Source organism: Hallella colorans (assembly GCF_003096815.1).
Taxonomy (GTDB): Bacteria; Bacteroidota; Bacteroidia; order Bacteroidales; family Bacteroidaceae; genus Prevotella; species Prevotella colorans.
Map to the genome: position 1 here is coordinate 164,467 of NZ_QENY01000003.1, position 13,924 is coordinate 178,390.

At 43.1% G+C, this 13,924-nt stretch carries 15 protein-coding genes; all 15 read left to right on the forward strand.

Annotation, left to right across the window (positions count from 1 at the left end):
• Positions 1 to 25: 25 nt before the first annotated feature.
• From C7379_RS02580 to C7379_RS02650, 15 genes are read left to right on the forward strand one after another with little or no spacing between them, the layout of a single operon-like run.
• Complete coding sequence (locus C7379_RS02580; protein ID WP_116615919.1) at positions 26 to 865, forward strand: LpxL/LpxP family acyltransferase; 840 nt, start codon at positions 26 to 28, stop codon at positions 863 to 865.
• A 17-nt stretch (positions 866 to 882) separates the two neighbouring features.
• Positions 883 to 1,353 (forward strand): hotdog family protein, encoded by a 471-nt coding sequence (locus tag C7379_RS02585; RefSeq protein WP_116615870.1) that lies wholly within the window; start codon positions 883 to 885, stop codon positions 1,351 to 1,353.
• Between the two features lie 9 nt (positions 1,354 to 1,362).
• A complete protein-coding gene (locus C7379_RS02590) occupies positions 1,363 to 1,791 on the forward strand; it encodes an acyl-CoA thioesterase (protein ID WP_116615871.1) in 429 nt (142 codons plus the stop codon).
• 16 nt (positions 1,792 to 1,807) lie between these two features.
• The gene (locus tag C7379_RS02595) at positions 1,808 to 3,478 is read left to right on the forward strand and encodes a beta-ketoacyl synthase N-terminal-like domain-containing protein (RefSeq protein WP_116615920.1); all 1,671 of its coding nucleotides are present in this window, start codon (positions 1,808 to 1,810) and stop codon (positions 3,476 to 3,478) included.
• 44 nt (positions 3,479 to 3,522) lie between these two features.
• The gene (locus C7379_RS02600) at positions 3,523 to 3,780 is read left to right on the forward strand and encodes a phosphopantetheine-binding protein (RefSeq protein WP_116615872.1); all 258 of its coding nucleotides are present in this window, start codon (positions 3,523 to 3,525) and stop codon (positions 3,778 to 3,780) included.
• 12 nt (positions 3,781 to 3,792) lie between these two features.
• Positions 3,793 to 5,571 carry a beta-ketoacyl-[acyl-carrier-protein] synthase family protein gene (locus tag C7379_RS02605; protein ID WP_116615873.1) on the forward strand — a complete coding sequence of 593 codons (1,779 nt, stop codon included), beginning with the start codon at positions 3,793 to 3,795 and terminating at the stop codon, positions 5,569 to 5,571.
• Positions 5,559 to 5,912 (forward strand): EamA family transporter, encoded by a 354-nt coding sequence (locus tag C7379_RS02610; protein WP_116615874.1) that lies wholly within the window; start codon positions 5,559 to 5,561, stop codon positions 5,910 to 5,912. Before C7379_RS02605 ends, C7379_RS02610 begins: the two co-directional genes overlap by 13 nt.
• Positions 5,913 to 5,914: 2 nt before the next feature.
• The gene (gene lolA2 / locus C7379_RS02615) at positions 5,915 to 6,538 is read left to right on the forward strand and encodes a flexirubin biosynthesis/transport protein LolA2 (protein WP_116615921.1); all 624 of its coding nucleotides are present in this window, start codon (positions 5,915 to 5,917) and stop codon (positions 6,536 to 6,538) included.
• Entirely contained in the window at positions 6,525 to 6,941 is a 417-nt protein-coding gene (locus tag C7379_RS02620) for a hypothetical protein (RefSeq protein ID WP_229039303.1), read from the forward strand. Before lolA2 ends, C7379_RS02620 begins: the two co-directional genes overlap by 14 nt.
• Positions 6,925 to 7,323, forward strand: a complete 399-nt coding sequence (locus tag C7379_RS02625) for an ApeI family dehydratase (protein WP_116615876.1) — start codon at positions 6,925 to 6,927, stop codon at positions 7,321 to 7,323. The genes C7379_RS02620 and C7379_RS02625 overlap by 17 nt, the downstream gene beginning before the upstream one ends.
• The gene (locus C7379_RS02630; protein WP_116615877.1) at positions 7,317 to 8,813 is read left to right on the forward strand and encodes a glycosyltransferase; all 1,497 of its coding nucleotides are present in this window, start codon (positions 7,317 to 7,319) and stop codon (positions 8,811 to 8,813) included. The genes C7379_RS02625 and C7379_RS02630 overlap by 7 nt, the downstream gene beginning before the upstream one ends.
• A 27-nt stretch (positions 8,814 to 8,840) precedes the next feature.
• Entirely contained in the window at positions 8,841 to 10,343 is a 1,503-nt protein-coding gene (locus C7379_RS02635; RefSeq protein WP_116615878.1) for a phytoene desaturase family protein, read from the forward strand.
• Entirely contained in the window at positions 10,336 to 11,829 is a 1,494-nt protein-coding gene (locus C7379_RS02640; RefSeq protein ID WP_116615879.1) for a phytoene desaturase family protein, read from the forward strand. The genes C7379_RS02635 and C7379_RS02640 overlap by 8 nt, the downstream gene beginning before the upstream one ends.
• A gap of 46 nt (positions 11,830 to 11,875) precedes the next feature.
• The gene (locus tag C7379_RS02645) at positions 11,876 to 12,739 is read left to right on the forward strand and encodes an alpha/beta hydrolase (RefSeq protein WP_116615880.1); all 864 of its coding nucleotides are present in this window, start codon (positions 11,876 to 11,878) and stop codon (positions 12,737 to 12,739) included.
• 60 nt (positions 12,740 to 12,799) lie between these two features.
• The gene (locus C7379_RS02650) at positions 12,800 to 13,924 is read left to right on the forward strand and encodes a 1-acyl-sn-glycerol-3-phosphate acyltransferase (RefSeq protein WP_116615881.1); all 1,125 of its coding nucleotides are present in this window, start codon (positions 12,800 to 12,802) and stop codon (positions 13,922 to 13,924) included.

Here is a 13,924-nt window from a genome sequence, read left to right on the forward strand (position 1 = left end):
GAATACGACATTCGGCAGTGCTTGGATGCATCGCCAATTAGTCAACTCTTTAAGAGTGCTGGATGTGCGGGCACTGTACCTCTTTTCCACCCTCTTTATCATGCCAGTATGTCTGCTTCTCAATACCAATCATAGTCGTACAATGGCATATCGCTATTTTCGCAAGCGGTTGGGGTATAGCAGATTTCGTGCAGCATGGTGTACTTATCGAAACCATTGCTTGTTTGGTACGGTGGTCATCGACCGATTCGCCATGTTTGCTGGCAGAAAGTTTGACTTGAAGATAGAAGGCTACGAGAACTTCTCACGCTTGGCAGTACAGGAGAATGGGTTCATGATACTCAGTTCTCACATAGGTTGCTATGAAGTAGCAGGTTTTTCTTTAGTTGCTAAGACCAAGCGTTTCAATGCCTTAGTCTTTGGTGGCGAGAAAACAATTGTGATGGAAGGACGTAGGGAAAAATTGGGAAATAACAATATCCGCATGATTCCTGTCATGCCAGACATGAGTCATCTCTTCTTGGTTAATGAAGCACTGAGCAACCAGGAGATTGTCAGTATGCCAGCCGATCGCATTGTAGGGTCGGCAAAGACATTGACTGTCAACTTCCTTGGAGCTAAAGCTCGTCTTCCGATGGGGCCGTTCTCTGTAGCGACGATGAGAGAACTGAAAGTCATAGCTGTCAATGTTATGAAGACCTCGTTCAAGGGATATACGGTATTCGTTTCTCCTCTCTTTTACGATAAAGAAGCCTCTCGTAAAGTACAAATACAGCAATTGGCTGAGAGCTATGCGACAGAACTAGAAAAACGAGTGCGCCAATTTCCTACACAATGGTATAACTTTTATGATTTCTGGTCATAATGTTATTTTAAAGAAATATGATAGAATTTGATGCAGAGAATCCAACGGAACAAGATCTTCGTCAGATAGATATTCATGAGTTGTTGCCTCAGCAAGAACCTTTCGTCATGATAGGTACGCTGACGCATTTCGACAGAACGCTTACCGTGACGGAGACAGAGGTGAAGGCGAATAATATCTTCGTGGACAATGGACACTTCACCGCTTCAGGATTGATGGAGAATATAGCACAGACCTGCGCAGCTCGCATTGGCTATGTCAATAAGTACATCTTGAAGAAAGGTATTCAGTTGGGATTTATCGGAGCCGTTCGCAACTTTGAGGTGGTGGAACTACCTCAGGTAGGCTCTTTATTGACCACTCGTGTGGACGTGAAAGAAGAGGTATTCGGTATGACTTTGGCAGAGGCCACCATCGAATGTGCAGGTAAGACATTTGTGACGACGGAGATGAAAATCGCAGTCAAGGAAATGGAGAACAATGAGTGACAAGAAAGCATGAATGAACTAAAGGTGTCCAAGATATTTAACATTCGTTTTAGCGAGGTAGATTCCATGAATGTAGTATGGCATGGTTCATATCCACTCTATTTCGAAGATGCCCGAGAGGCATTTGGCAAGAAATATGGATTGGAATATATGAGTTTCTTCGACCACGGATATTTCGCACCGTTGGTGGAACTTACTTTCCATTACAAGAAGCCCATCAAGTATGGGATGTGTCCTCGTATCGACATAATCTATCGGCCAACAGAAGCGGCAAAGATAGTCTTCGACTATGAAATCCATGACCCTAAGGATGAGAGTCTGATTGCAATGGGACATTCCGTACAGGTGTTTATGGACTTGAATTACCAACTGGTATGGGATAATCCTCCTTTCTATCAAGAATGGAAGAAACATTGGGGAGTGATAAGTGAAGAGTGAAGAATTCAGTGGTTGTATGGCATACGTTTTAGCAGATAATATCATTTCACCATTAGGTGAGACTTCTGAGGAGAATTACTTGGCGGTCAAGGCTGGCAAGTCGGGCATCCATGCCTATGCCAAGGGCAGTCATGGTATTCCAGACGGCTTTGTTGCCTCATTGATGTCACTTGATTTTGAGGAACTGGTCATTAATTCTGCAAAGAAGGCTATTGGAGCTTCTCACGTAGACGTAGCTCACGAAAAGGTGGTATTGATTCTAAGTTCTACCAAGGGGGCCATTGAAAGATTGGGAAAGGTGGATGACGAGGACATCGAATTAGGTACGTTAGCAGAACGTATAGCGCAGCAATTAGGCATCTTGACTAAGCCATTCGTGGTTTGCAATGCCTGTATTTCTGGCCTGTCTGCCTTGATACTTGCCTCCCGCTTGTTGTCGGCAGAGAAATATGACTATGCTGTCGTCTGTGGTTGTGACTGTCCTGATCGTTTTATCGTATCTGGTTTCCAGTCGCTCAAGGCTTTGTCTACAGAACCATGTCGTCCTTTTGACATAGAACGCTTTGGGCTGAACCTTGGAGAAGCTGTGGCAACTATAGTTCTTGCCAAGAATGCCCCAAGACTGGACGGTGAGTGTGTATGGCAAATCGGTCATGGTTTTGTTAGAAACGACGCTTTTCACATCAGTGCACCTTCCAAAACCAGCGAGGGACTATATCAAGCTTTATCGCAAACCATGTTAGGAGTAGATAAAAGTTGGTTGGCATTTGTGAATGCGCATGGTACAGCCACATTGTTTAATGACCAAATGGAATCCATCGCTATCCAGCGTGCTGGTTTGTCGGAAATTCCTACAGATGCTTTGAAAGGTTACTTCGGACATACTTTGGGAGCTGCAGGAGTATTGGAAACCATCTTGAGTATGAAGGCTGTAGATGATCATACCATAATCGGTACGCTCGGATATGAGGAGTTAGGCGTATCGGGCAAGGTGAATGTTTCTGCGGAAAATCGACCTACCGACAAGAAAACATTCGTCAAGATGTTGTCAGGATTTGGAGGATGTAATGCCACTATGTTGGCGAGTAAGAGCTCTGCTACATTTAGGGAAGAAAAACCTTCCATAAAGGCTTTTGTCATAACACATCGGGTGTCTATCTCCACCAAGGGTGTCATTGTGGATGGAACGCCACTTTCTATAGAACAAGGTGGTAATGGACTACTGACAAACATCTATAAGCAGAAGATTGGTGAATATCCTAAGTATTATAAGATGGATGGGCTCTGTCGATTAGGCTTTGTGGCTTCTGAGTTACTTCTGCAAGCAGAGGGAAATGTGAGATTTAAGGAATGCTATGATAGAGCTATTGTGCTCTTCAATCGTTCTTCTTCCATATTTTCTGATAAAAAGTTTTTGGAGTCAATACAGAACAAAGAAAACTATTTTCCAAGTCCATCGGTGTTTGTCTATACGTTGCCAAATATCGTGACTGGTGAGATTGCCATCCGTAACCACTATCATGGCGAGACCTCTTTTTATATTTTGCCATCGAAGGACGAAAGGCAGATGAATGAAGTCTTGGAGACGATGTTCATGGACACTCAAAGCAAAAGTGTACTGACTGGATGGATAGACTATGAGGATGGGGAACACTTTGAGGCAGACCTTATGCTCATAGAAATTTAAAAAACAGACATAGAAAATCATTTGATAAAATAAAGAATAAGACAATGGTAGAATTGATAAAAGAATTGAAGGAAGAAATCATTGAGGTATTGAATCTTGAGGATATGACAGTAGAAGACATTGACGAGAACGATGCTCTCTTTGGTGAAGGCTTGGGATTGGACTCTATTGATGCTTTGGAGTTGATTGTCATGCTGGAAAAAAAATACGGCATTAAGTTGGCTAATCCTGCTGCTGGTAAGGAAATTTTTAAGAGTGTGGCAACCATCGCTGACTATGTAAGCAAGAATAGAAAGAAATAAAGTTTTGGTAAGATGAATATCGCAATTACTGGTGAAGGTATTGTTTCTGCAATTGGTCTGAACAAGCAGGAGGTTTTACAGTCCTTGCAGGAAGGTCGGACGGGTATAGGAGAGATGAAATATCTCCAGTCTGTCCACCATGAACTGCCAGTTGGGGAGGTAGACTTGTCGAATGAGCAGATTAAAGAGATGCTGGGCATCCCATCGAGGCAGATGATGAGTCGCACATCGTTGATGGGCATGTTAGCTATCGACCAGGCCTTGAAGGAGGCGCATGTGGATGTTGCAAACATGAAGGCAAGAAAGCCAGATGGTAAACCTTTGCGTATCGTACTCGTGTCAGGTACGACAGTGGGCGGTATGGACATTACCGAATTATGTTTCGATCAATTAGAGAACCTGACTAACGTTGAGTTCTTGCAGCATCATGATTGCGGCAAGTGTACTCAACAGATGGCTGATCACTTTGGTATCTTTGATGAGGTGACCACCTTGTCGACGGCTTGTTCTTCAGCAGCTAATGCCATCATGTTGGGTGCTCGTTTGCTCAAGGCTGGTGAGGCTGACTTAGTGGTGGCAGGTGGTACGGAGGCCCTTTCTCGTTTCCATCTCAATGGCTTCAATTCCTTGATGATTCTCGATCATGAGCCGTGTCGCCCTTTTGATACGACCCGTGCAGGCTTGAATCTCGGAGAAGGTGCAGCCTTTCTCGTCTTGGAATCGGAAGAAATGGCACAACTGAGAAAAGTCACCCCTCATGCTTATCTTACGGGATATGGCAATGCCTGTGATGCTTTCCATCAGACTGCATCCTCGGAAAATGGCGAGGGAGCATATCTTGCGATGACTGAGGCTTTGGCGATGGCGCATCTCTCGGCAAAGGACATCCAATATGTCAATGCGCATGGCACGGGTACTCCTAATAATGACCAAAGCGAGAGCGTCTCACTGAAACGAGTATTCGGTGACGAGATGCCTATGGTATCAAGTACCAAATCATTTACTGGTCATACCACCAGTGCCTCTGGAAGCATAGAAACAGTCATTTGCATCCTTGCCATGCAGCATCATTTCGTGCCAGCCAACTTAGGATGGAAAAATCCTATGGAGAATGGTATTCTTCCAACGATGGGAACTCAAAATGTAGACTTAGAGAATGTGCTCTGCAATTCCTTTGGTTTCGGTGGAAACGACTCTTCATTGGTCATATCTTTGCATCCAAAGGAGAGCACAAGCACTATAATGAGGGATGCTAAGATAGAGGTACTTTCCAAAGTGGAAATAACTTCTGAGGAACAGTTAATGGATATTCGCAAATATGTTAAACCATTAGAGGCTCGCCGCATGGGAAAAATCATGAAAAGTTCTCTTCTTTCTTCCTTGGAGGCCTTGCAACAAGCTGGTATTGAAGTGCCAGATTCCATTATCACTGGTACGGCGTATGGGTGTTTGGAGAACAGCGAACGCCTCATGGAGCAAATCAAGGAAGAAGGTGAGGGTATGTTGAAACCTACCTTTTTCATGCAGAGTACTCACAATACGATAGGCAGCAATATCGCCATCAAGACACATTGCCATGGCTATAATGTCACTTATACCCAAGAAAGTCATTCTTTGGAGTGGGCTATTCGAGACGCAGAGTTGCTCTTGAGAAGCGGAAAGGTGAAAAACGTATTGGTGGGATGCCATGATGAGAGCACGTCTCTCTTCAACACTCTGTTGAAAAAGGTTGGCGAGAAACCACTACCTTCAGTACATTCTGTAGCCATGGTGTTGTCATGTGGAGAGTAATAGTATTGGCCGTCGTCCAAAGTGCACTTTTGGCTATAGGACAGGTGTTTTTGAAGTTCGCTTTGCAGAAGATGCACCCTTTCGGATTGACGAAGGATTTCTGGTGGCATTTGCTCATCAACTGGCAGTTCGCTTGTAGTGGTGCTTTTTTTGGAGCCAGCTCTGTGCTTTGGATGTATATCGTAAAGCATTATCCGCTCAGTGTAGCTTATCCGATGATTAGTTTGAGCTATGTATTTGGCATGTTGGCGGCAATAGCGTTTTTCCATGAGTCAGTGTCGGCAGTAAAGTGGATTGGTATTGGCTTTATTATGATAGGATGTTGTTTAATAGCAAAATAAAGATGAAAAGAGTATTGTTTTTTTTGATGGCTTTGTGCCTATGCTTGCTCAACCTTTCCGCACAGAAAGTCGATGAGGCAAAAGTAAAACAGCAAATCAACGCTGTAGCTTCGAAAATGAAGACTATGCAATGTGATTTTGTGCAGACTAAATATCTCAAGATGCTCAATGATAAGATGGTGTCAAGAGGTAAAATGTATTATCAACAGAGTAACAAGCTCCGATGGGAATATACCTCTCCTTATACTTATACCTTTGTACTCAATGGTTCCAAGGTACTTATCAGCAAGGGGAATCGTAATGATGTTATCAATGTCAATCAGAGTAAGTTCTTCAAGGAGATAGCTCGTATCATGATGAATAGTGTCGTGGGCAAATGCCTGACTGATAGCAAGGACTTCAAAGTAAGCATTGCAGGTTCTTCGGCTGAGTATGTGGCGACACTCTATCCGCAGCAAAAGCAGATGAAGCAGATGTTCCAGAAGATAATCCTGCATTTCAATAAGCAGAAGTCTACGGTTTTCAAGGTGGAACTCATAGAGAAAAAAGGAGATAGAACTATAATAGAGTTGAAAAATGTCAAGAACAATGTGCCTATCAATGCAAAAGTTTTTGGTATCAATTAGTATAGCTTTGCTGAGCCTCTTGGTTTTGCCGCTTCAAGCACAGCAAGAGCGACATTTCCCAGATAGTGTGGGAAGCAAAGTGAAGTACAATGCCACAATAGAGATGTCGAAAGGTTATGTCAGTGGTGTCTGCATCATGGTCAATGATGGAGGTGTCATTAAAGGTAGCTTGTTTAATGAATTTGGCATTTCTGCCATCGATTTCACCTATCAACCAGACAAAAAGAAGGTCAAACTGCTAAGTGTTATCAAGATGCTCAACAAGTGGTACATTAAGAAAGTGCTGAGGAAGGACTTGGTACAAGTCGTGGTGAATCTTTCCAAAGGCATATATTCCTACCACGACAAGAAATTTAAGATAGACTATAATTTTACTATTTTAAAAGATGCAACTGAGGAATAATCTTTATACGGTAACCGAGAAGATGGTGGACGGTTTGACGGGGTACTTCGAACTTGCGCTCACTCCGTCTTGTTTTATCTATCAGGCTCATTTCCCTGGTGAGCCGATCACTCCTGGTGTCTGTATCGTGCAGATTGGAACGGAACTTTTGGAAGACCTCTTGGGTGAGGGCTTGCAGAAGAAAGTGAAATTGGAAATCTACAAGGTAAAGAACGTTAAGTTTCTTTCTGTTATATCACCAAACGAATCCACCGTCATTACTTACCAGATGAAGAAAGTGGAGATGTCGGAGGACGGCTCGGAGGTGAAAGTCCAAATGGTGGTTACTTCGGGCGATGAGGCAAAGGCAAAGATTTCTTTAGTGTTGAGTGTGAAATGTTAAGCATGAAGTTGAAAAGCCAATTAAGGTCAAGGGGCATCTGTGTCATTATTCCTACCTATAATAATGAGAAGAGCATTCGGCAGGTAGTGACTGACACATTGAACTATTGTGACGATGTCATCGTCGTGAACGATGGCAGCACAGATTGTACCACAGCTACCCTTCACGAGATGGGTGGCATCACTCTTGTCTCGTATCCACAAAACAAGGGCAAGGGTTGTGCCTTGCGTGAGGGTTTTAGAAAAGCTCTCTCCATGGGATTCGCATATGCCATAACTCTTGATGCGGATGGGCAACATTATCCTGCGGACATCGCACTCTTTCTCAAGGCAAACCAAGAACATCCTGGAGCTTTGATTATTGGGCGTCGCCTGTTAGAAGGAGTTGATCGCTCCAAGGGCAGTAGCTTTGCCAACAAATTCTCCAACTTCTGGTTTTATGTGCAGACAGGCAAGGCATTGGAGGATACCCAAACGGGTTATCGACTTTATCCTTTGCATAAGTTGTATGGGGTAGGATTGTTGACTTCTCGCTATGAGGCTGAGTTAGAACTTCTTGTCTTTGCATCATGGCATGGTGTGGAATTGGTCTCGATACCTGTCAATGTGTATTATCCTCCTCGTGAGGAACGTGTGAGTCATTTCCGCCCAGGCAAAGATTTTGCCAGAATCAGTGTACTTAACACAGTGCTCTGTTTTTTGGCGGTAGTCTATGGCTTGCCTTTACGGTTGGGCCGTAAGTTGATGGTGTTCTTGCGCACATTTTATTCCTTATTGTTCTTCTTATTCTTTACGATGGTGGTGTTTACACCTGCCGCTTGGCTTTATCTCAAGATAGGAAAGGTAACGGAGAAGAAACGTTATCGCTTGCATCAGCTTATCTACCATGCCTCTCGTTTTGTCATGATACATCACGGTATACCAGGTACGAAGTTCCGTTATCAAGTGAAAGAGAAAACCGACTTTGACAAGCCACGCATTATCATCTGCAACCATCAGTCACACCTTGACTTGATGTGTCAGTTGGTTTTTACACCGAAGGTGGTGTTCCTTACCAACCAGTGGGTATGGAACAACCCCTTGTACGGTTTCTTGATTCGTCATGCTGAGTATGTGCCAGTGATAGACGGCTTGGAATCCAACTTGCCACAATTGCGTTCGTTGATAGACCGGGGTTATAGTGTCGCCTTGTATCCAGAGGGCACTCGCTCCAAGGATTGCCGTATCGGTCGTTTCCATCAAGGAGCATTCTACTTGGCTGAACAATTAGGCGTAGAAATCTTGCCCATGTATCTCTATGGGCCAGGCAAGATTCTTCCCAAAAAATCCTATCACTTACGTAAGGGTATATTCTATGTAGAAGTTGACCGTCCGATAACATTACAGCAATTGAAAACAATGGGCGACTGGAGAGCCCAAGCTTCACAGATGCGCAAGCACTATATACAGAAGCATGAGGAGATAGCGAATCGCATAGAGCAAGAGTTATAAAAACAAAGGAACATTAAACGTTGAGGAATGAGTGAAAAGAAAAAAGTAATCATTATCGGAAGTGGACTGGGAGGCTTGTCTACTGGTGTCATCTTGGCAAAGAATGGCTATCAGGTCACTGTGCTCGAACAAGGCGTACAGATAGGAGGATGCTTACAATGCTTCTTTCGTCAAGGGGCCAAGTTTGAGACAGGAATGCACTTTATAGGAAGCGCAGGCAAGGGGCAGACTTTGGATAAAATGATGAAATATTTGGAGATAGATAAGGATGTACAACTCTCGCAACTCGATACAACTGGTTATGATGTCGTGGCTTTGAATGGAAAAAGGTATAAGTTTCCTAATGGTAGGGAAGCTTTCATCAGTCAGATGACGGAATATTTTCCCAATCAGCACGATAACTTAGAAAGATACTTTGATTTGGTGGAGAAGGTATCCAATGCTTCTTCTTTACATTCTCTCAAGGAAGCAGAGACTGATTCTATGGTTAGTCCAGAATACCAACTACGTTCCATCAATGAGGTTATTGATGAGGTAATTACCGATTCGACATTGGCAAAAGTATTAGTGGGCAACCTTCCGCTTTATGCGGCAGAGAAAGACAAAACTCCGTTTGCCACACATGCTTTTATTATGGATTTCTATAACAAGAGTGCCTTTCGTTTTCAAGGAGGAAGTGACTTTGTTGCAAAGTCGTTGGCTGCAACCATTCAGAGATATGGTGGCGAGGTGCTGACTCGAAAGAAGGTGACTCGTATCATTTGTGATGATGTCCATGCCGTGGCTGTCAAAATCAATGGCAAAGAGCAAATGTCTTGTGATTATATCATCTCGGATGCACATCCTATCCGAACCTTGGAATTGATAGATAACAAGCTGATTCGCCCGGCTTTCAGAAAACGTATCAATACTATACCACAGACTGTGGGAGGTTTTGTTGTCTACTTGCGTTTTAAAGAGAATAAAGTACCTTATCAAAACTACAACTATTATGGTTACCAAGGAGACACACCTTGGGATTGTGAGAAATATACGGAAGCAACATGGCCTAAAGGCTTTCTCTATATGCATTTTTGTCAAGAGGAACATCCTAAGTTTGCTTCTACAGGTGTAGTGCTTTCTTACATGCAAATGAAGGATGTAGAGAAATGGGGAAAAAATGCTACTGGAAGACGGGGACAAGACTATGAGGACTTCAAAAGAAAAAAAGCGGAAAAATTACTGGATGTCTTGGAACAGCATTTTCCTGGTGTCAGAGAACAAATACAGCAATATTATACCTCAACTCCTCTTACCTACTTGGATTACACGGGGACGGCAGAAGGTTCTATGTATGGAAACGCTAAGGACATTAATATGGGTGCAGCATGTAGAGTTCCGCAACGTACAAGGATTCCAAATGTTTATCTGACAGGGCAGAATATTAACTCACATGGTATGTTAGGCGTTTTAGTCGGTACAATAGTCACTTGCAGTGAGTTCCTAACGGCAAAAACGATTTATACACAAATAAAAGGGGCTAATGAATAAAACAGCTATCATCATAGGAGGCGGATTGGGAGGATTGTTTACGGGTGCCATCCTTGCCAAGGAAGGTTTGCGTGTGACTGTTCTTGAGAAGAACGCCACAGCTGGAGGAGGATTACAAACTTTCAGACGCTTTGGCGAAGAGTTTGATACAGGAATGCACGTTATAGGAGGTATGCAACCAGGTGGAAATATACGTCGCATTTGCCAGTATCTAGGCATCATGGACAAGGTGGAACTGATGGATGTGGACGATGAGTGCACCGACAGTCTCTATTTTGCAGAAGATAAGATGACCTATCGCATCCAAAAGGGTAAGGAAGGATTTGTTAAATCCTTGGCAACTTACTTTCCTGAGGAAAAGACACATTTGGAAGAATATCTTAAGGCGATTTTTGCTATTACAGATGCTGTTGATTTGTTCAACCTTCGACCAACTACCGACCTGTTCAAGGTGCATTCAGAAGACTTTTTGATGCCTGCAGATGTTTTTGTGGCAAAATACATTCCCAATACCAAATTGCGTAGTGTGTTAGCTTATATGAATCCTCTTTATGGTGGGCGTCATGACGAGACTCCAGCCTTTATCCATGCTATCATCAGTGCCCTGTATATCAATGGGGCAAGCCGTTTTGTTGGGGGTAGCGACAAGTTTGCCAACTTGTTGGTTTCCGTCATACAACAATCAGGAGGCTCTGTCATGACCAATGATGGAGTGGAATGGGTGGAAGTGAATGACAGACATGTTGATTTCGTCCGAACCCGAACGGGCACTGAATTTCGAGGAGATTATTATATCTCTGCCATCCATCCTTGTACGCTCTTGAAACTGATGCCCGAAAAGGCTTTTCCGAAGGCTTATCGTAATCGCTTAGAGGCGATACCTAATGCTTATTCGGCCTTTTCTGCATATATCAAGCTCAAACCAAACTCCTTCCCTTACATCAATCATTCGGAATATTATATGACGAAATATGATGAGATGTGGAACTTTGGCGAACATCACGATTCTTGGCCCCTTGGGTTTCTCTTTATGACTTCACCAGAGAACCATCAAGGCAAATACAGCACCAAGGTGCTCATTACTGCTCCTATGCTCTATGACGAGGTTAGACGATGGGAGAATACCACGGTGGGACATCGTGGGGCTGATTATGAGGCTTGGAAAGAGAAAATGACAAAACAACTTTTGGAACGTGTGGAGGAGATGCACCCAAACTTCAAGGAGTGCATAGACAAGGTTAATGCTTCCTCACCATTGACCATCCGTGATTTCTACGGTGTAAAGGAGGGAGCATTGTGTGGCTATAGCAAGGATTACAAGAATATGGCTCTCTCACAGCTTCCAGTTGTGACCAAGATAAGTAATCTCCTGTTGACAGGACAGAACAACAACTTGCATGGATTTTGTGGAGTTCCTCTGACTGCTATTAGTACTGCAGAAGCCATATTGGGCAGAAATTATGTTTTGAACAAGTTGAACGAATAATGAAGGACTTGAAGGAAAGTAAAGAACAAAAGACAGAAAGAAGCAAATGAAGAGAAAATTATATACTTTGTGGATGTTGCTTTACTTAGGAGTCTTGACACTGACGGCGCAAGAGAAAAATGGCAAGGTCAACATTTGGGAAGGAATTGATTGCCATAGGATAGTAGAGATGATCCCTTACTTAGCTCCTGGGCACAACAATGTTGCTGTAGTGGTCTGTCCTGGTGGTAGTTATTTTTGGCATGATATGGAAGCAGAGGGCAAAGCGGTAGGTGAATGGTTGCAGAAATATGGTATTTCTGCTTTTGTGCTTCATTATCGTACAGCAGGCTTCTGGGCTTATTTTACACACTATCGCTATATTTTTCGGGGAAATCGCTATCCTGATGCTTTGAATGACTTGCATCAAGCTATGCGATATATCAAGGAACATTCACAACGATATGGTATCAATCCCGACAGTCTTGGTGCCATGGGCTTTTCGGCAGGTGGCCATCTTGTGATGTCGGCTGGCGAATTATTGCAACCGAAAGAGCGTCCAGCTTTTATCGCCCCTATCTATCCTGTCGTGACGATGGTAGACAAGTGTGTGCATAAGCGTTCACGACGTGCTTTATTAGGGGATAGAAGAAAGAATAATCGACAATTGCGTGATTCTCTTTCCCTTGAGTTGCATGTTCCGGATGATTGTCCTCCTGTATTTTTGGTTAATTGCCAGGACGACCCTATCGTGAAATGCCATAATTCAGAACTTCTTGACTCTGCGCTTACGGTTCATCATGTCGATCACCGTTATATCCAATATAAAACTGGTGGTCATGGTTTTGGTGCTACCGACTATAAAGGTACAGCAGAATGCCGACAATGGAAGGATGAGTTCCTGATTTGGCTGAGGGGATTAACTCGGTAAGCGATATTTATAATCAAATGTATAAAATAATAAGGTATAGATTTTAATCAAAAGAAGCTAATGAAATCAACAATATTCGATGATATTCGTCCCTATAATGCAGAGGAGATACCTGCAGCTATGCAGCGTATAGCTTATAGTTCTTCCTTCCCCATTTTGGCGGCATACGTCTACCCAGAGGAACCTTTGGATAAGGTGCGTAAGCGAATAGCCAACTATAAAACCGTGAAGGAATTCCAAACGGAGACGATGCGTATGGTCAACAAGCGTGTAATAGAGAATAGCATTACCGATTTTTCTTGTTCAGGATTGGATAAATTAGATCCTCACAAGCAATATCTTTATGTATCTAATCACCGAGACATCATGCTCGACTCCAGTCTTCTCCAGTATTTCCTCGTGCAGAATGGTTTTGATACAACGGAGATAACCTTCGGGGCAAACTTGATGATGAATCCTTTGATCATTGACATAGGCAAGAGTAATAAGATGTTTAAGGTGGAACGTCCAGGGGGGAGCATTAAGGAGTTCTATCGTTGTTCGAAGCACCTTTCTGATTATATTCGCCATGTCATTACAGAGAAAAAACAGTCGGTTTGGATTGCACAACGCAATGGAAGAACCAAGGATGGAAATGACGCTACAGACCAAGGTATCATCAAGATGTTTTGTATGTCTTGCTTGGATGACAAAATCAAAGCGATAGACCAACTTCATATAGTGCCAGTGTCTATCTCTTATGAATGGGAATCTTGCGACATCCTCAAGACCTTAGAACTCTATGAGTCCCAGTTTTCCAAATATACTAAAAAGCCAGGAGAGGACTTGAATAGCATTCTTACGGGCATTGTGCAATCTAAGGGACGGGTACATATTGAACTTTGCGACCCTATCTCCCATGCCGAATTGGCTAAGTTTGAGAACTTGACCAATAACGAGTATCACAGGGCGGTAGCTCAGCTCTTGGATAGTAGAATCAATACGGCTTATCGTCTCTATCCGAACAACTATATTGCTTACGACTTGCGTTATGGTACAACGAAATATCAAGATTGCTATACGCAGGAGCAAAAAGAACTGTTCTTAAAGCGTGTCAAGGAGTTGGAACGATATGACACTTGTGACATCGGGAAACTGATGGATATTTTCTTGGGCATTTATTCAAATCCAATAAACAATAAGTAA